The sequence below is a fragment of the Neisseria sp. P0013.S005 genome (assembly GCF_051958425.1).
GTDB lineage: Bacteria > Pseudomonadota > Gammaproteobacteria > Burkholderiales > Neisseriaceae > Neisseria > Neisseria subflava.
In genome coordinates this window covers 59,597-78,174 of record NZ_JBQCVL010000009.1, presented here as the reverse complement: position 1 = coordinate 78,174, position 18,578 = coordinate 59,597, and the positions used below count along the sequence as shown (strand labels likewise).

At 49.5% G+C, this 18,578-nt stretch carries 17 protein-coding genes; 7 read left to right on the top strand and 10 right to left on the bottom strand.

What is annotated here, in order from left to right:
- Positions 1-2 precede the first annotated feature (2 nt).
- Entirely contained in the window at positions 3-92 is a 90-nt protein-coding gene (locus tag ACTHTA_RS09320; protein WP_099048457.1) for an IS3 family transposase, read from the top strand.
- Between the two features lie 75 nt (positions 93-167).
- On the opposite strand, the gene ACTHTA_RS09315 is transcribed toward ACTHTA_RS09320, so the two are convergent.
- From ACTHTA_RS09315 to ACTHTA_RS09305, 3 genes are all read right to left on the bottom strand, one after another.
- A complete protein-coding gene (locus ACTHTA_RS09315) occupies positions 168-1,340 on the bottom strand; it encodes an NAD(P)H-dependent flavin oxidoreductase (protein WP_308888267.1) in 1,173 nt (390 codons plus the stop codon).
- 340 nt (positions 1,341-1,680) lie between these two features.
- On the bottom strand, positions 1,681-2,361 hold the full coding sequence (locus ACTHTA_RS09310) for an OmpA family protein (protein WP_308888268.1): 681 nt from the start codon (positions 2,359-2,361) through the stop codon (positions 1,681-1,683).
- A gap of 217 nt (positions 2,362-2,578) precedes the next feature.
- Positions 2,579-3,454 carry a YoaK family protein gene (locus ACTHTA_RS09305; protein ID WP_308888269.1) on the bottom strand — a complete coding sequence of 292 codons (876 nt, stop codon included), beginning with the start codon at positions 3,452-3,454 and terminating at the stop codon, positions 2,579-2,581.
- Between the two features lie 161 nt (positions 3,455-3,615).
- Here ACTHTA_RS09305 and ACTHTA_RS09300 point away from each other — a divergent pair, with 161 nt between their 5' ends.
- The 3 genes from ACTHTA_RS09300 (at position 3,616) to ileS (ending at position 7,982) form a co-directional block, all read left to right on the top strand.
- Entirely contained in the window at positions 3,616-4,005 is a 390-nt protein-coding gene (locus ACTHTA_RS09300; RefSeq protein WP_308186827.1) for a hypothetical protein, read from the top strand.
- A 122-nt stretch (positions 4,006-4,127) separates the two neighbouring features.
- Positions 4,128-5,054 (top strand): bifunctional riboflavin kinase/FAD synthetase, encoded by a 927-nt coding sequence (gene ribF / locus ACTHTA_RS09295; protein ID WP_440364447.1) that lies wholly within the window; start codon positions 4,128-4,130, stop codon positions 5,052-5,054.
- A gap of 138 nt (positions 5,055-5,192) precedes the next feature.
- A complete protein-coding gene (gene ileS / locus ACTHTA_RS09290; protein WP_308888271.1) occupies positions 5,193-7,982 on the top strand; it encodes an isoleucine--tRNA ligase in 2,790 nt (929 codons plus the stop codon).
- A gap of 362 nt (positions 7,983-8,344) precedes the next feature.
- On the opposite strand, the gene ACTHTA_RS09285 is transcribed toward ileS, so the two are convergent.
- The 3 genes from ACTHTA_RS09285 to ACTHTA_RS09275 form a co-directional block, all read right to left on the bottom strand.
- A complete protein-coding gene (locus tag ACTHTA_RS09285) occupies positions 8,345-8,752 on the bottom strand; it encodes an MliC family protein (protein WP_308888272.1) in 408 nt (135 codons plus the stop codon).
- Positions 8,753-8,992: 240 nt separating this feature from the next.
- Positions 8,993-9,118 carry a type B 50S ribosomal protein L36 gene (gene ykgO, locus ACTHTA_RS09280; RefSeq protein WP_003685279.1) on the bottom strand — a complete coding sequence of 42 codons (126 nt, stop codon included), beginning with the start codon at positions 9,116-9,118 and terminating at the stop codon, positions 8,993-8,995.
- Positions 9,118-9,393, bottom strand: coding sequence for a type B 50S ribosomal protein L31 (locus tag ACTHTA_RS09275; RefSeq protein WP_004464264.1), 276 nt, complete (start codon positions 9,391-9,393; stop codon positions 9,118-9,120). The genes ykgO and ACTHTA_RS09275 overlap by 1 nt, the downstream gene beginning before the upstream one ends.
- 174 nt (positions 9,394-9,567) lie before the next feature.
- Between ACTHTA_RS09275 and ACTHTA_RS09270 the strand changes: the two genes are divergently transcribed.
- The gene (locus ACTHTA_RS09270; RefSeq protein ID WP_308888273.1) at positions 9,568-11,064 is read left to right on the top strand and encodes a TrkH family potassium uptake protein; all 1,497 of its coding nucleotides are present in this window, start codon (positions 9,568-9,570) and stop codon (positions 11,062-11,064) included.
- Between the two features lie 54 nt (positions 11,065-11,118).
- Here the strand turns inward: ACTHTA_RS09270 and galU are convergent, their stop codons facing one another.
- From galU to ampD, 4 genes are all read right to left on the bottom strand, one after another.
- Positions 11,119-11,982 (bottom strand): UTP--glucose-1-phosphate uridylyltransferase GalU, encoded by an 864-nt coding sequence (gene galU, locus ACTHTA_RS09265; protein ID WP_440364446.1) that lies wholly within the window; start codon positions 11,980-11,982, stop codon positions 11,119-11,121.
- A 111-nt stretch (positions 11,983-12,093) separates the two neighbouring features.
- Positions 12,094-14,562, bottom strand: a complete 2,469-nt coding sequence (gene ligA, locus ACTHTA_RS09260) for an NAD-dependent DNA ligase LigA (protein ID WP_308888274.1) — start codon at positions 14,560-14,562, stop codon at positions 12,094-12,096.
- 137 nt (positions 14,563-14,699) lie between these two features.
- Complete coding sequence (locus ACTHTA_RS09255; RefSeq protein ID WP_308888275.1) at positions 14,700-15,968, bottom strand: cell division protein ZipA C-terminal FtsZ-binding domain-containing protein; 1,269 nt, start codon at positions 15,966-15,968, stop codon at positions 14,700-14,702.
- Between the two features lie 175 nt (positions 15,969-16,143).
- Positions 16,144-16,710 (bottom strand): 1,6-anhydro-N-acetylmuramyl-L-alanine amidase AmpD, encoded by a 567-nt coding sequence (gene ampD / locus ACTHTA_RS09250; protein ID WP_070630510.1) that lies wholly within the window; start codon positions 16,708-16,710, stop codon positions 16,144-16,146.
- Positions 16,711-16,825: 115 nt separating this feature from the next.
- On the opposite strand from ampD, the gene mltG reads away from it, so the two are divergent.
- Both mltG and tmk read left to right on the top strand, forming a co-directional pair.
- Positions 16,826-17,821, top strand: a complete 996-nt coding sequence (gene mltG / locus ACTHTA_RS09245) for an endolytic transglycosylase MltG (RefSeq protein ID WP_250600947.1) — start codon at positions 16,826-16,828, stop codon at positions 17,819-17,821.
- Between the two features lie 67 nt (positions 17,822-17,888).
- Positions 17,889-18,515 carry a dTMP kinase gene (tmk, locus tag ACTHTA_RS09240; protein ID WP_308888276.1) on the top strand — a complete coding sequence of 209 codons (627 nt, stop codon included), beginning with the start codon at positions 17,889-17,891 and terminating at the stop codon, positions 18,513-18,515.
- Positions 18,516-18,578: the final 63 nt, after the last annotated feature.

Below are 18,578 nucleotides of genomic sequence, written 5' to 3'. Positions count from 1 at the left end.
ATATGGATTACTACAACCGGGAGCGTTGCAGTTTGAAATTGAAAAAGCTGAGTCCTGTCGCATACAGAACCCAGCTTGCACAGAGCGCCTGAATAGGCTTTTATGAGTGTCCAAGATTTGGGGGCCAGTTCAATGTTTTTCAGACGGCCTTTTGAATATTGATGCGTTTATTTGGCAGGGACGGCGGGCAGGGAACCGTTCAAGAGATAATGAATGGTTTCTTGAACCGTACGGATGGCATTGCCAAACGGCAATGGGTCTTTGCCTCGGAAAAACAGGCCTTTATCAACTTCACCGCGGAATGCCGCGGAAAGTTGGATGTCGATACAGAATTGGCCGGCTTTGGCCAAACCGTCGCGCAAGCCGCAGCTGGTCAGGCAGTTCAGGCCTTGGGTGCAACGGCGCGGATCGTTTTTGGCATTGGCTTGCAATTTGGCTTCGCGTTTGATGTAGCTGTCGAGGAATTTGGTGCGCACGCCGCGAGCAGGCAAACCGGCAACAGACATGAATTCAACCACTTGTTCGGTTTCCGCACCGGTCAGCGTTTTTTTGAAGTTGATGTGGGCATCGCCTTCTTCGGTCACGGCAAACGCGGTACCGATTTGGACGGCGGACGCGCCCCAGTTTTTCAAGGCTGTTTTGACTTTTTCAAAGTTTGCCATGCCGCCGGCGAGTACCAACGGGATTTTTTCGCTTTCCAAGCCCAAGTTTTTGAATACTTCAAACGTTTCTTCAATAACGCGTTTGAACTCGAATTTGGCATCGTTCACGCCGTCAACGGTCGCCGCGCCCAAATGGCCGGCTGCGTGGGCAGGGTGTTCGATAACGATGGCATCGGGCAAGATGCCTTTTTTCATCCAACGTTTCAAAACGATGTTGATACCGCGTGATTCGGACAGGATAGGGAAAAGGGCGACATCTTTGTGGTAGCCTTCGGTCATTTCCGGCAAGTCCAAAGGCAAACCTGCACCCATTACAACCGCGTCTGCACCGGATTCACAGGCCTGACGGACGTAAGCGGCATGGTCTTTTACGGCTTTCATGACGTTGACGGCAATCATGCCTTTGCCTTCTGAATCGGCTTTGGCTTTTTTGATTTCACGGTCAAGCGCGATGCAGTTGAGGCGGGTGTATTTTTCTTCGCTGGAATCGATTTTTGATTCGGCCAGCAAATCTTCGTGCAAGTGGCGCAAATCGACGCTGGCAATCGTACCCACGCCGTTTTCGCGCGCAACCGCGCTGGAGAGTTTTGATGCGGAAACGCCTACGCCCATACCGCCTTGTACGACGGGGATCAGTGATTTGCCACGGATAATCAATGGGTCAAAGTTGTTTTGCATGGATGCTCCTTCATAGATTCTGGATAGTGCCGTCTGAAATCCTATGAAATGGATTGGATAACGGGCTGATGTGTATATAAATAAGTGTGTTTTTCGCCGCCGTTTTTCAGACGGCATGAGGCGTGTTTTTAAAATTTTAGGGATTATACTCTAAGTCAGTGTAAAAATTAGAGTATTAATATAGTCTTTTTAAAGGAAAAATTGAAAAGTCTTGTTAATAAAAGAATAAATTTTATGGTGGATTGGATTAAGAAGGAGAAATTGCAAACAAAATCTACAAAGAAAAAGGCCGTCTGAAATTTCAGACGGCCTTAAGTATGGGAATCAGACAGATGTCGGATTACATTTGTTTTTTAGCGGCGTCAATGGCGTGTTGGTCGGGGTTGATCAAGATTTCAACGCGGCGGTTTTGTGCGCGGCCTTCAACAGTAGCGTTGGAGGAGATGGGTTGACGGGAGCCGTAACCGAAAGTGCTCAAACGGGTGCTGCTTACGCCACGGGATTGCAGGAAGATGGCAACAGATTCGGCGCGGTTGCGAGACAATGGCTCGTTGATGGCGTCGTTACCGGTATTGTCGGTGTGGCCGTTGATGGTCAAAGTAGTGTCAGGATATTGAACCAAAGTTTGTGCAGCGGCAGACAAAGCGCTTTGAGCTTGGCCGCTCAGGGCCGCGCTGCCGGTAGCGAAGGTTACGTTTTCAGGCATAACCAGTTTGATTTGGTTGCCTTGACGTTCAACTTCGATGTTGGTGTTGGCCAGGCTTTGACGCAGTTTTTTCTCTTGGTAGTCCATGTAACCGCCGATACCGGCACCTACTGCACCACAAGCCAATGCGGAGTTACGCGCGCCTTTACCGCCGTGGGTCAGCGCACCAACGATGCCGCAAACAGCCGCACCGCCTAAACCGTACATAGCGGTTTTGCTGGCGGATTGTTGACCCGTAGCAGGATCGGTCACACAGCCGGTAAGTGCCAAAGGAATGGCAGTAGCAATAACGGTCAGGGGTTTCAAGAATTTCATGTCGTATCCTCTTTTTAGATGACGGATCGGGCCGTCTGAAAAAATGAATAAAAACCGCGTGGGTCATTACGAATTAATGATACCGAATATCCGAAACGCAAAAGAATGGGTTTAACCCGATATTACGCAAATATTTGCCAGTTAACATAATACTGAAACATTTCTGCATTTGTCTGACCGTTTGGCCACTTTGTCGCCAGATAAAAAGCAGGTTTCTTTACGATTTCTTCCGTTTTTCCTTTTTACGGCGATACCAGCTGACAAAAGCCCATTTCAGTCTGACTTTGACATCGTATCCCACCGAGCCTGCGCCCAGTATGAACAAAACGGCGGAAACGGGCAGGGCGAAATGATGGCCGACCAAATGATAACCCCATACGCCAACGATGCCGCCCAGTAAAAACGACAGCATTAGGCCACTTAAAAGCCACATTTTCGGTTTGTTGACACGGACGTGCGGCAGGCGCGGATGATGTTGCTTGGAATAATAAAGTGCGCGTGAAATTTCAATGCCCAAATCGGTTGCCGTGCCGGTCATGTGGGTGGAGCGGATGGCGGAGCCGGACAAAAGCGTAATGACTGTATTGTGCATGCCCATGATAAAGCACAATAAAAACAATGCTAAAGACGGCATGATGAAATCCAAGCCGCCAAAATCCCATTCCATCGCGGTAATGCCGAACAAGCCGAAGATCAACAGATAAATCGCTTCCAGCCACATGGAAAAACCAAAGCTGCCACGGAAACGCATTTGCTGCGTCCACAAAATCACCCAGCCCGAATGCGCGGCTCCGGCAACAAAACACAACACGCTGATTGTGGCAATAATGGCCACACTCCACTCTTGAAGATACAAAACATCTGCCAACAGCGACATTGAGCCGGTAACGTGGGAGGTATAACGTGAGAATGCGAAGTAACCGCCGGCATTAATCGCACCGGCAAGAAAGGCCATGATGTAACCCAGCCGTCTGAAACGGGCATCGGAAATATTGTGTTCGTGCAGGTACGGGCGGTCTGCCTGCCAAAACGGCGGCGTGTGTTGCCTATGGTGGCGCGGTCGGTAAGAGTGGGGCCGTTTGTCGTCGTTCATTGATTTGAGGATTGGGTCGAGCGTTTATACTGGGTGTATTTTATATGCAACTGCCTGCTGCCAAGAACAAATAATATAAAGTGTCCCCAAGTTGCCACACTTGCTCATTGCAAGATGAGGGCGTACATTAATAGCCATACATGAGTATAAGGAAACATCCGATGAATTCTATCCGCCTGACCTTATTGATTGGTGCTGCCGCATTACTTGCTGCCTGTGCCACCACGCCTGAGCAAAAAGCCGCACGCGCCCAAGCGCAGAAACGTTATGAGCAGGATCTTCAAGTACATCTTGCCGCTCAATGCGACCAAGAGACTGCCGCGCTGATCCGCCGAAAATTTGACGAAGAAGGCAAACCCGGTGCCGCAACTGCGGAACAAAAAGCCTTCCGCCTCAAATATATCGACAAAGTTTCCGATCCGATGTTCCAAGCCTGCTACAAAATGGCATGGCAAAACTATATTTCCCAAGAACAGCTGCGCGAAGCCCGCTACTATCGCTATTACGACGATTGGGGCTATCCGTTTGGCCGTTATCCTTGGTGGTGGTAAGGTATTAACAAACTTTAAGGCCGTCTGAAAGCATATATTTATTGGTTTCAGACGGCCTAAGGTTTATTGAAACGGCAATAACGTTTACAATAGCCGCCTATTCAAACACAATACCACCACCCATGAACATCTGGCTTGGACAGCGACACGCGCCCAAATTTCCGCAAGGAGCCGCCGTAACCATCGGCAACTTCGACGGCGTACACCTCGGGCATAAACACATTCTACAAAAACTCAAACGAGAGGCAGACCAGTGCGGTCTGCCTGTTGTCGTTGTTGTTTTTGAGCCTCAGCCCAAAGAATTTTTTGCGCGTAAAGCCGGGAAAAAGCTGCCTTATCGCATCAGCCCGCTACGTACCAAATTGCGCCTTTTGCGTGAAACCAGTTGTGTAGATGCCGTTTGGGTCTTACGTTTTAACCAAGCTTTCTCCAATATGAGTGCACAAGCGTTTATCGACCAGCTTTTGCGCCAAACGCTCAATACGCGTTATCTGCTGATTGGCGACGATTTCCGTTTCGGTGCCGGCCGTGAAGGTTGTTTTGAACTCTTGGCACAACAGCCCGATATGCAAACCGAGCGCACGCCGTCCGTTATCGTTGAAGACATCCGCACCAGTAGTACTGCCGTCCGCCAAGCCCTTTCAGACGGCGAGTTGGAATATGCCAAAAAACTGTTGGGCCATGATTACGTGTTAAGTGGCAAGGTCAAACACGGGCAAAAACTCGGCCGCACCATCAACGCGCCTACCGCCAATGTACAGCTTCCTCCGTATCATTATGCGCTAAGCGGCGTATTTGTAGTTGAGGCAGACGGCACATTCGGTACGCGCCGAGGCGTTGCCAGCTTTGGTTTTAATCCCACTGTCAGCAACAACCGATCGCAGAAGCTGGAAGTCCATCTGTTCGATTTCAACGGCGATTTGTACGGCCAGCGTATCTTCGTCCGTTTCCTGCACAAACTGCGTGACGAGAAAAAATTTGAGAGTATCGAAGCATTGAAAACTCAAATTTTGCAAGATATGGAAGATGCGAGGGTTTGGGAAGCATAGAAACGCTTCTAGAAGCTTATAAAATCAAGACAATTGGGCTACAATAAGTCCTTTGAATTTTTTCAGACGGCCTGTTCTTTTCAAAATGAGCAATCAGGCCGTCTGAAACCGAAATACCGCAACAATAGAGATCAAAAAATGACCGATTACAGTAAAACCGTAAACCTGCTCGAGAGCCCGTTTCCAATGCGCGGCAATCTTGCCAAGCGCGAGCCTGCATGGCTGAAAAGCTGGTACGAGCAAAAACGCTACCCAAAACTGCGCGAAATCGCCAAAGGCCGCCCGAAATTCATTCTGCACGACGGTCCTCCGTATGCCAACGGCGACATCCACATCGGTCATGCCGTCAATAAAATTCTCAAAGACATCATTATCCGCAGCAAAACCCAAGCCGGTTTTGACGCGCCTTACGTACCGGGTTGGGACTGCCACGGTTTGCCTATCGAAGTGATGGTGGAAAAACTGCACGGCAAAGACATGCCTAAAGCCCGTTTCCGCGAATTGTGCCGCGAATACGCCGCCGAACAGATTGCCCGTCAGAAAAAAGACTTTATCCGCTTGGGCGTGTTGGGCGACTGGGACAATCCTTACCTGACCATGGATTTCAAAACCGAGGCGGATACTGTGCGTATGCTCGGCGAAATCTACAAATCCGGCTATCTCTACCGCGGAGCGAAACCGGTTCAATTCTGTTTGGACTGCGGCTCTTCATTGGCCGAAGCCGAAGTGGAATATAAAGACAAAGTATCGCCTGCGATTGACGTTGCCTATCCGTTTAAAGACACTGCCGCGCTTGCCGCCGCATTCGGTTTGGCAAGTATCGAAGGTAAAGCATTTGCCGTTATCTGGACGACCACGCCTTGGACGCTGCCTGCGAGCCAAGCAGTTTCAGCTGGCGCAGACGTGGTGTATCAACTGATTGATACGCCTAAAGGCAAATTGGTGTTGGCCAAAGATTTGGCAGAAGATGCGCTCAAACGTTACGGTTTTTCAGACGGCATTGCTATTCTTGCCGAAACCACCGGCGACAAGCTGGAAAATCTGCACATGAATCATCCGTTTCTCGAACGCGATATTCCCATGCTCAACGGCGACCACGTTACCACCGATGCGGGTACCGGCTTGGTGCATACTGCTCCTGCTCACGGTCTGGAAGACTACGCCGTCTGCAACAAATACGGCATCGAGCTTTACAACCCTGTCAACGCCGAAGGCAAATACATCAGCGAAACGCTGCGTGTTGCCGGTATGAGCGTTTGGGAAGCCAATCCCGTCATCCTGCAATGGCTGGAAGAAACCGGCAACCTCTTGGCAAGCAGCAAAATCGAACACAGCTACGCCCATTGCTGGCGCCACAAAACCCCGCTGATTTACCGCGCGACAGGTCAATGGTTTGTCGGCATGGACAAAGCCGGCAGCGACGGCAAGACCCTGCGCGACAAAGCCATCAAAGCTGTGGACGACACCGAATTCTTCCCGTCTTGGGGTCGCGCTCGCCTCGAAGCCATGATCGAAGGCCGCCCCGACTGGGTCGTTTCACGCCAACGCTATTGGGGCACGCCGATGACTTTCTTTGTTCACAAAGAAACCGGTGAGCTGCATCCAAACTCCGCTGAGCTTTTGGAAAAAGTTGCCCAAAAAATCGAAGAAAAAGGCATCGAAGCGTGGTTCTCTCTTGAAAAGAGCGAATTCTTGAGCGCGGAAGATTGTGAAAATTACGACAAACTTTCCGACACGATGGACGTATGGTTCGACTCAGGCTCGACCCATTATTCCGTTGTGAAACAACGAGAAGAATTGGAATGGCCGGCTGACTTGTACCTCGAAGGGAGCGACCAACACCGCGGCTGGTTCCAATCATCTATGCTGACCGGTTGCGCCTCATCCATGGGTCGTGCGCCATACAAACAGCTGCTGACCCACGGTTTCGTGGTTGACCAAAACGGCCGCAAAATGTCGAAATCCATCGGCAACGTCGTTGCACCGCAAGAAGTCTATAATGAGTTTGGCGCGGACATCCTGCGTCTGTGGGCGGCATCCACCGATTACAGCGGCGAATTGGCAATTTCCAAAGAAATCCTCAAGCGCGTAACCGAAAGCTACCGCCGTATCCGCAATACCTTGAGCTTCCTGTTTGCCAACCTCAGCGACTTCAATCCTATTGAAGATGCCGTGCAACAGGCAGACATGGTGGAAATCGACCGCTACGCCGTGGTATTGGCTCGTCAGCTGCAAGAGCGTCTGGCAGGTGATTACTATCCGCGCTATGCTTTCCATTTTGCCGTAAAAGACATTGTTTCTTTCTGCTCGGAAGACTTGGGTGCGTTCTACCTCGATATCCTGAAAGACCGCCTCTACACCACCAAAGCAGACAGCCATGCACGCCGCAGCGCGCAAACTGCCTTGTATCACATCACACGCAGTTTGGTTCTGTTGATTGCTCCGATTTTGTGCTTCACCGGCGAGGAAGCATGGGACATCATCGGTGGCGGCGAAGAAGACAGCGTCCTCTTCCATACATGGCATGAGTTCCCATCTATCAATGAAAAAGCCGAAGCCGAATTGGTGAAAAAATGGACGGCAATCCGCGAAGCACGCGAAGCAGTAACTGCCGCCATCGAGCCTCTGCGTACGGATAAAACCGTCGGTTCTTCATTGCAAGCTGAAGCCGAAATTACGGCTCCGGAAGAAATTGCCGATTATCTGAACACTTTGGGCGAAGAATTGCGTTTTGCTTTGCTGGTGTCTAAGGCTGAAGTGAAAGTAGGTGATGAACTTGCTGTAACCGCTAAAGCCAGCGATGGTGAAAAATGCGAACGCTGTTGGCACTACACCCACGATGTGGGCGCAGTTGCAGGCCATGAAACCATCTGTAAACGTTGTGCCGATAACGTTGACGGTAAAGGCGAAGACAGACATTACGCTTAATGGTTTGGTCTAAGATAAAGGCCGTCTGAAAACTTTGAAAATAGGTTTTCAGACGGCCTTTGTTTATTGAATCGTTTCGTATAGCGAATAGATTTTGAAGGGTAATTGGGATTTGTAGTTTTGATCAATAGAGATAGTCAGTATGGGCATAGTGGATTTGACGTATATTGAAAAAATATTCTCGTAGAAAGCACTTTTCAAAGGGCCTTACTTATCTGTAGAGTATGGACGTATTTTGAACCTTCAAATAGCCTCATATTTGCATTTTCTCATTAAACGGAAACTTTCGTTTTATCCAATATAAAAGGCCGTCTGAAACAAGTTTTCAGACGGCCTTCAGCTATTCTATTGCTAAGTAGAAATTAGCGTGCAGAGCAAGAAGTTTCTACTTTGTTGCCGTATGGGTCAGTGAAGCCGAAGAATGCTTCGCTGCCTTTTTGATGCCATTCAGCGCCTTTGCCGAACAGGCCTTGGTTGGCAACATAGCGTTCGCCTGAACCTGCAACGGCAGAAGACAGGGTGGCAACTTTGTCGTCCAGACGCAGTTCAACTTGGTTGGTGCTCAGGTTGCGGACTTGTACAGACAGGCCGTTTTCGCAGCTGAATGATTGAACACGGCCATGGTTGTGCATGTCATGATGTTGGTGGCCATGTTCGTGGTCATGATTGTGCTCATGACGTTGACCATGGTCATGGCGATGGGCTTCAGGTGCGGCACAGGCAGCGAGGCTCATGGCGGCGGCAATTGCAAGCAGGGCTTTTACTTTCATTTTTGACTCCTATGGTCAGTGTTGAAGGAAGAATGTAGCGGCATGTTATAAATATCTTTATGGCTTCACAATAGGGATAACCATTATTTACTTTTTCTTCCTGTTTCCGGGAGTATGGCAGGATTCTTTGTAGTTTTGATATGAATGATTAATGCAGTTTGAAAAAAGCCGCACTTGCGCTAGAGGTAAACGAAAGTGCGGAAAATTCAGAGAGTTACATTGAAAGAAGGATAGGACAGCTTAACGCTGGCGTGCTTTAAAACGTGGATTGCTCTTGCAAATGACGTACACTTTGCCTTTTCGGCGGACAATTTGGCAGTCGCGGTGTCGTTTTTTTGCAGTTTTTAGGGATGAGAGGACTTGCATCATTTATCCTTTCTGAAAGAAGACATCATGGATTGGTAACGTTGGTTGAACTTGCTGGCGCGACCTTCGACATTAACATTGCGTTGTTTGCCTGTGTATACGGGGTGGGACGCGGAAGAGGTATCAAGAGAGAAGAGGGGATACTCTACTCCGTCTTTCCAAACCATGGTTTTTCCGTGGGTATTGGCACATGAACGGATGAGCCATCCTTGGTCTGCACCGCTGTCGTAAAACAGGACGGTACGATAGTTGTCTGGGTGGATATCGGGTTTCATTTCTTTCTCCAGTAAGTGTTATGGTATAACATTATACTCCTAGAAAAAGAGCAGGCAAGTGTTTTTTGGTTTTTCTTTATCACGGGGGTGCGGCATTTTGATAAAATATGCTGTTTCAGACGGCCTTTTTTTTCATGAGGCCGTCTGAATATTTTGTTTTCTGATGATAGGGATATGATGTATTTGTATAAGGGTTTCAGATTGGGTGGTGCGGTAAGCAAGGTTATGCCGATTATCCATGTATTGTCCAAGCTGGGGCTGTTGTTTTCACTGCTGTTGGCAGTGCCGACACTGATGTCGTATTTTTATCACGACAGCGCGTTTATCGTGTTTGCATATACGGCTTTGACGGTATTGTTGGTGTCGTGTATTACTTGGGTGCTGACTTTGCGTTTCAACCGTGAATTGCGGCCGCGTGACGGATTTACCCTGGTATTGATGCTGTGGCTGGCCTTTGCCATCGTGGCGGCGATGCCGATTTATTTCTATATGCCGTCCATGAGTTTCACCGATGCGTTTTTTGAAGCGATGTCGGGGCTGACGACAACGGGGGCAACAGTGATTTCCGGCTTGGATACGCTGGCACCGTCGGTGAATTTTTGGCGGCACATGCTCAACTGGCTTGGCGGTATGGGTATTATCGTGTTGGCTGTGGCAATTTTGCCGATGTTGGGCGTGGGGGGGACGCAGCTTTTCAAAGCGGAAATTCCGGGTATGGATAAAGAAAGCAAGATGGCTCCCCGTATTTCGCAAGTGGCCAAACGATTGTGGTTTGCCTATGCACTGACAACTGCTGCGGCCTTTGTATCCTTGCATATTGCCGGCATGGGCTGGTTTGATGCCTTGTGCCATGCGATGTCGGCTGTGGCCTTGGGCGGTTTTTCGACACATGATGACAGCGTTGCCTATTTTGATTCCGTAGCAGTCGAATGGACGTTGATGTTTTTTACTGTCTGGGGCGGTATCAATTTCGCCAGCCACTTTACTGCACTGGGCAACCGCTCTTTACAGGTGTATTGGAAAGATGAAGAATGCCGTTCCATGTTGCTGGTTTTGTCGGGCAGTATTTTGATTTCGGCATTGTATTTATGGCAGCAGGACGTTTATCAAAGCCTTGGCGAAGCTTTGCGCTTTGTCAGCTTCAACTTTGTATCCATCGGATTGGCAAGCGGTTTTTCCAATGCTGACTTTGCCCAATGGCCGCTGATTGTGTCGTTGTGGATGTTTTTCCTGTCGAACGTATTGGCAAGTTCAGGCTCTATGGGGGGTGGTATTAAAAACGTTCGGGCATTGGTGTTGTTCAAATTCAGCTTGCGTGAAATGTTGATTTTGCTGCACCCGCGTGCGGTTCGTACGGTAAAGGTTAACAACCGTTCTATTCCGGATCGCATGGCGCTGACTGTCATGTCGTTCATCTTTATTTATTTTATGACGGTCATCGTATTCAGCTTTTTACTAATGGCGGCAGGCTTGGACTTTTTATCCGCCTTTACGGCAGTCATTGCCTGTATTACCAATGCAGGGCCGGGTTTGGGGGCAGTTGGTCCGTCGCATAATTACGCCGCGCTGAGCGATGTACAGAAGTGGCTGTGTACGGCGGTGATGTTGTTGGGACGTTTGGAGATTTTTACCGTTCTGATTTTGTTTACTCCGGCATATTGGAAGAAATAAGTATGAGAAAAAGGCCGTCTGAAATTTCAGACGGCCTTTTTATAATGGCTGGGTTTAAGCGTATTGCTTGAGCAATTCTTTGAATTGTTCCCCAGTTTCAGGGTGTTTCAAACCATAAGCCACGGTTGCTTCAAGGTAACCCAATTTGCTGCCGCAGTCGTAGCGTTTGCCATCAAACTCATGAGCCAACACAAACTCATGGTCGAGCAGGCGGGCGATACCGTCTGTCAGTTGGATTTCATTACCGGCGCCGCGAGGCAGGTTGGTCAACAAGTCAAAAATACGCGGAGTCAGGATGTAGCGACCGACAACAGCGAGGTTGGAAGGCGCTTCTTCCGGTTTTGGTTTTTCAACGATATTGGTGATACGTTGATAGTTTTTCAGCTGTTCAACTTCGACAATACCATAAGAGCCTGTTTGGGAAGGATCAACGGTTTCAACGCCTAAAACGCTGTTACCGCTTTGGTTGTACACATCAACCATCTGTTTCAACGCACCTTTAGGCGCATCAATCAAATCGTCTGCCAAAATAACGGCGAAAGGCTCGTTACCAACGGCAGCCTGCGCGCACAATACAGCATGACCCAAACCCAATGCTTCAGTTTGACGGATGTACATACAGGTAATGTTGGGAGGTAGGATGTCACGAACGTGCGCCAACAGTTTGTCTTTTTGACGTAATTCCAATTCGGTTTCCAACTCGTATGCTTTGTCGAAGTGATCTTCGATGCTGCGTTTGTTACGGCCGGTGATAAACACCATTTCGGTACAGCCGGCTTCAACCGCTTCTTCAACTGCATATTGAATTAGAGGTTTGTCCACAATAGGCAGCATTTCTTTGGGGCTGGCTTTGGTTGCAGGCAAGAAACGGGTGCCCATACCGGCAACGGGGAAGACGCATTTTTTAATGGGTTTCATATTGGTATCCTATTTTGTCTGAGGGATTAGCCCCCGAAAGTGTAGTTGTGTGTAACGATAATACCACATGATAAAGTATCAGGCGGCTCGAAAAAGACTGTATATACTGTCTTATCCCAGCAACGTCAGTAATTCTTCTTCGCTCAATACGGCCACGCCCAAAGCTTGGGCTTTTTCCAATTTACTGCCTGTAGCTTCTCCGGCGACAACGTAGTCAGTTTTTTTAGATACGCTGCCGGAAACTTTACCGCCTGCAGCCTCAATCATGGCTTGTGCTTGGTCGCGTTTGAGTGTGGGTAAAGTCCCTGTCAATACAAAGGTTTTACCTGCTACGGCTTCATTAATGCCGTCTGAAATAGTTTCATCTTGAAGATTAGACCGCGTTTGAGTAAAGAAAGTTTTCATATTTTCAAGCAGGGCTGCGTTTTGCGGTTTACTGCGCCATGTCTGCCAATCGGTAGGCAACGCTTTGTCAGTTTGCAAGCCTTCTATGCTTTGTCCGGCAAGCTCCCACAAGGCCAGTGCTTTGGTTTCGCTGATTTTAAAATCGGGCAGGCGGGCAATCCAGCGTTGCGGCTCGGCATGGCGCAGAGGAGGGATAGTGACAGCTTGGCTTTGCGGGGCAACACCTACAGACAGTAGCTCGTCTATCATCGCCTGTTGTGCTTCTTGGGCAAAAAAGTGAGCGATGGAGCGGGCAACCACCGTGCCGATATCAGGCAGGCAGGCGAGGATGGGTTCAGGTGCATGGCGGACATGTTCGAGTGTGCCGAATGCCTGCGCCAACGTTTTGGCCGTGCGTTCGCCGACGTGACGGATGCCGAGGGCAAAAAGGAAGCGGGCGAGTTCGGGTGTTTTGCTGGCTTCTATGCCTGCGAGGATATTTTCCGCCCATTTGGTCGGCTGTTTTTTAATGTTTTTGGCAAGCAGAGTATTGCCGGTCTCACTTTCAAAGTCTTCAATCTCACTGTTTGATGGTTCTTCCTCATTAGCCGATGCTTTATCCGCTGTTTCCTTCATTTTTTGCAGGGTTGGAATATCAAGGCGGTAGAGGTCGGCGAAATGACGAACCAAATCTTGTGCGACCAGCTGCTCGATTTGTTTTTGACCAAGTCCGTCGATATCCATGGCTTTGCGTGAGGCAAAGTGGATTAAACCTTGCGCACGTTGTGCTTGGCAAAGCATACCGCCGCTGCATCGGGCAACCGCTTCGCCTTCTTCGCGTTCGATTTCGCTGCGGCAGATAGGACAATGGGTGGGCAGGCGGTAAGGTTTGTGAAGCGGTTCGGATCGGGTTTCAGAAGGTGTTTCGGCGAATAAATCATCTTGCAGGCCGTCTGAAACGGAAATGTTGGTCTCCTGCATTGGGCGGCGTTCAAAAATTACGCGCACCACCTCGGGAATCACGTCTCCGGCGCGGCGCACGACAACGGTATCGCCAACGCGTACGTCTTTTCGCGATACCTCATCCTGATTATGCAGGGTGGCGTTAGTAACGGTAACGCCGCCGACGAATACAGGTTGCAAACGGGCGACGGGGGTTACTGCGCCGGTACGCCCGATTTGTACATCAATGGCTTCGACAATGGTCAATGCTTCTTCGGCAGGAAATTTGTGGGCAATGGCCCAACGTGGCGCGCGTGAGATGAAACCCAGCTTTTCTTGTTGTGCCAGACTGTTGACTTTGACCACCATGCCGTCGATTTCGTAGGGTAGAGTAGGGCGTTTTTGCTGCATTTTTTCGTAAAACGCCAATACTTCGTCGATATTTGGGAAACAGCCGAAATTGCCATCGGGCAGGCTGAAGCCAAGCTCTTTACAGTAGCTCAGCTCTTGCAGGTGTTCTTCTGCGATAAAACCGCCTTGTTGTCGGGCAATGGAATAGGGGAAGAAATGCAGTTTGCGCTGTGCCGTAATGTGCGAATCGAGTTGGCGCAGACTGCCGGCGGCGGCATTGCGCGGATTGGCGAAAGGTTTTTGTCCGTTTTCAGCCTGTCGTGCGTTTAAGGCGGCAAAATCGGCTTTGAGCATCAGTACTTCGCCGCGTATTTCGATAAGCCCGGGAATGTTTTCTCCATGCAGGCGTAGGGGGATGTTGGATACGGTTTTGACGTTTTGGGTAACGTCTTCGCCTGTGGTGCCGTCGCCACGGGTTGCCGCTTGAGTCAATACGCCGTCGCGGTACAGTAGGCTGATGGCCAGACCGTCAAATTTAGGCTCGATAACGTATTCTGGTTTTTCGCCGTTTAATCCGCCACGAACGCGCTCATCGAAAGCGTACATTTCGGCATGGTCAAACACGCCGTTTTCATCTTGTGGCGAGAAGGCGTTGGTCAGTGACAACATAGGCACTTCATGACGCACTTCATCAAAGCCTGCCAAAGGCTCGCCACCGACGCGCTGAGTCGGGCTGTCGGGCAGTTTCAACTCAGGGTGATTCAACTCCAATGCTTCAAGCTCGCGGAACAATTTGTCATATTCGGCATCGGGTACGCTGGGCGCGTCTAGGGTGTAATATTCGTAGGCGTAGCGGTTGAGGAGGTCGGTCAGGTATTTGATACGTTGTGCGGTCGGATTCATGTGCAATCGAAATAGAGTTTTCAGACGGCCTGATGATAGAGGCCGTCTGAAAATCAATGAATATTGAAGATAAAGGGATTTTACCTGAAAAAAACGGATATGCCGTCATTGCATATCCGCTTTTTGATTGGGGAAGTTTAAGAGAACAGACGCAGGGCTTGTTTGCTGCCGGGTTTGATGCCGACTTTAAGCATTTCTTCCTGACGGGCCAAAACGTAGTTGCGTACGTCTTTGAGCCATTGGGTGGAAACTTCTTCCATTTGGTTGTTAACCAAATCCAAGCTGAGTTGGCCGGAGAGTTTGACTGCCAAGTCCATAAATTTGTCGAAAGTTTTTTCGCCGGCCGGAACATGCGGAATATCCAGAAGCATGCTGAAACCGCGGTAGGCTTGGTTGTCCAACAGAGGGTTGGTAAACGGTTTGTTGTCCAAAGTATGGATGGAGAACAATTGAGGGTTGTTGTTGTCGCCGAAGTGGAACGCACCGTCTTCGCCCAGTTTGAAGCCTGTATCTTCCACGGCGGCACGCAACTCTACGCCGCTGATATTGGAGTGGGAAACCAAGTGAATGGCGATGGTTTGGTCAACACGCGCACAGAATTGGTCGAGGGCTTGTGCAACTTCGGTAAAGGCATCCAAGTCGGTATGCAAAACTTTGCCATCCATCAGTCGGGCAAAAGCATCAACCTGTTGGTCGAAGTGTTGCAGCTCTTCACGCGCGGCCAAACCGTTGCGGCTGACAGCCTGCAGGCCCATAACGAAGCCTTGGTAGTAAACGCCCGGAATCGGCTCGGCAACGCGGAAATGGTCGTCCATGGTGCAACCGATGATTTGGAAGCGGTGAGTGCCGGAAAGGCGCGGCAGGGCGTGCAATTCTTGGGCTTGTTTCAGGGAGACGTAGGCCATGTAGTCGAAGCGCGGGTCAAACCAAGGAAGCTCGACTTGAGACAATTCGTCCAAGCTGATCAATGGGACTTGTGCCACAGGTTCGGCAGCGGTTTCAACCGGAGCAGAAGCGGCTTCGGCAGGGCTGACGGTAATTTCGTTGTTTAAGCCGATAACAGTGTGTTGGACTTTTTCTTCTGCGGAAAAGTCGTCTTCCACAGTCAACTCGACATCCGTTTTAATCTGTGTAGGGTGGGCCAGTTTGGCTTTTGCCGCGTAGATTTCATCTTGCTCTTGCAGGTTGCGTAATGCCTCTTCGGTTTTTTTGTTTTTCTTGATAAACAAACCTTGGCCGCCGGTTTCTTTGCTGTCGCGGACGTGTTTGGTTTTGCTGGTCAAAAGTGCATCTTTATCGGAATGGCCGAATTGTTCGCGCACTTGTTTGCGGTATTGGTTTTCCTGGTACATGTTGTAACCGATGACCGCCAAAAGGGCGGCGAGGGCTAAGACGATGAAAATCATGGAGTAATCACTTTTTAAAAAGGCAGCATTCCGTCTTTTTCAGGGTGCGGAATCTTGCTGCGTGGAAAGTTCGTTGGAGCCGGACTTTATGCGTCCGAATGAATAGCTGAATTATAACGAAAATAAACGGTTGTGACAGCATTATGTCTACCAATCATTTCAGGCCGTCTGAAAGTTATCCGCGCCGGACGGGAAAACCTGCTTTTTGAAGGCGAGGCCAATCGAAGAAATGTCCGGGATCGGTTTTCCTGTCCGGCGCGATGTCCTGATGACCGGTAACGACCTGAATCGGGTAATGTTCGGAGATAGCGGTCAGCAAGGCTTGCAGGCTGGTGTATTGTGCTTCGGTAAAAGGCTCGAAATCGCAGCCTTCCAATTCGATACCGATGGAGAAGGCATTGCATTTTTCTCTGCCTTGAAACGACGATACGCCGGCATGATAGGCCATGTCGTCGCAGGAAACGAATTGGACGGTTTCGCCTTTACGGCTGATGAAAAAATGGCTGGAGACGCGCAAGGTGTGGATGATACTGAAAAAAGGGTGCTCGTCAGGGTTGATTTGGTTGGTAAACAAATTTTCCACTGCCCCCGTGTTGTACTCAAAAGGAGGAAGGGAAATATTGTGGAGGACAACCAATGAGATGTCTTCATCCGGTTCGCGTGGGCTGAAATTGGGCGAATGAGTTTGGCGTGCATTCAGCCAGCGGCCGTTTTGCCAAATGTTTTTTGAAGGGGAATTCATGGTTTCAGACGGCCTTTCGGGATAGGAAAGCATAAGTTAGGGAAGGTGGTGGGCGTGGTGCGCTTGTTTTCGGTTATACTGTCGCCCGACACGTTCACAAACCAAGAATCCTACCATGCTGAAAAAATTGTTGAAATGGCTGGCCGTATTTTTGACGGCATTTGCCGCCGTGGTTGCCGCATTGTTGTTTGTTCCGAAAGACAACGGCAAACCATACCGTATTACCATTACCAAAAACCAAGGTATCTCTTCCGTCAGCCGCAAACTGGCTCAAGACGGCATCGTTTATAACCGTTATGTGCTGGTAGCCGCCGCATATGTGATGGGCGTACACAACCAACTTAATGCCGGCTCTTACCGCCTGTCTTCCAAAGTATCGGCTTGGGATATTTTAAAACGCATTAAAAAAGGCCGTCCTGACTCGGTCAGCGTGCAAATTTTGGAAGGCGCGCGTTTTGCCCAAATGCGCCGTATTATCGATAACACTGCCGACATTGCCCATGACACGCGCGGTTGGAGCGATGAAAAACTGATGGCCGAAGTAGCGCCCGATGCTTTGAGCAGCAATCCTGAAGGACAGTTTTTCCCGGATAGTTACGAAATTGATGCCGGTGGCAGCGATCTTCAAATTTACAAAATTGCCTACCGTAAAATGCGGGAAAACCTGCAAGAAGCATGGGACGACCGTCAAAGCGGCCTGCCTTATAAAAATCCGTACGAAATGCTGATTATGGCGAGTCTGATTGAAAAAGAAACCGCGCACGAAGACGACCGTGCCCATGTGGCCGCCGTATTCGTCAACCGCCTGAATATCGGCATGCGCCTGCAAACCGACCCGACCGTCATCTATGGCATGGGCGATGCGTATAAAGGCAGAATCCGCAAAGCCGACCTGCAACGCGATACGCCTTACAATACCTACACGCGCAGCGGTTTGCCACCAACTCCGATTGCGCTTCCCGGCAAGGCCGCGCTTGAAGCAGCGGGTCATCCGTCTGATGAAAAATATCTGTATTTCGTCTCAAAAATGGATGGTACGGGCTTGAGCGAGTTCAGCCACAACCTTTCTGAACACAACGCTGCCGTGCGCAAATATATTTTGAAGAAATAAACCGAATAGGCCGTCTGAAACATTTATAATCCCTGTTTCAGACGGCCTTTAAATTGACGATATCCATATGAAACCCAGATTTATTACTCTTGACGGCATAGACGGCGCAGGCAAATCCACCAACCTCGCCGTAATGAAAGCATGGTTTGAAAAACACCAACTGCCCGTATTGTTTACGCGCGAACCGGGAGGCACTCCGGCCGGAGAAGCATTGCGTGAAATCCTGCTCAACCCAGTCACCCAAGTCAGTCTGCGTACCGAAACCCTGCTGATGTTTGCAGCCAGACAGCAACACTTGGAAACGGTCATTCTGCCCGCCCTGAAAAACGGCACACATGTGGTTTCCGACCGCTTTACCGATGCAACGTTTGCCTATCAAGGCGGCGGACGCGGCGTTCCCTTGCAAGATATTGCCACGCTTGAGCATTGGGTGCAGGGTGATTTCCGTCCCGATTTAACTTTGCTGTTGGATGTGCCTTTGGAAGTGTCAATGGCGCGCATCAACCAAACGCGTGAGAAAGACCGCTTTGAACAAGAAGAAGCCGAGTTTTTCAATCGGGTGCGCGAAGTGTATTTGCAACGTGCTAACGAACAGCCGGAATGCTATGCTGTCATCGACAGCAGCCAAAGTCTGGACGCGGTAAAAAATCAGATTGAAACCGCGCTAGACAGTCATTTTGAATTGAATGTTTAAGTTTAAATAAAATGCCGTCTGAAAGAAGAATAGTGTGGCGAAGAAATATTATTACAGAAGTTT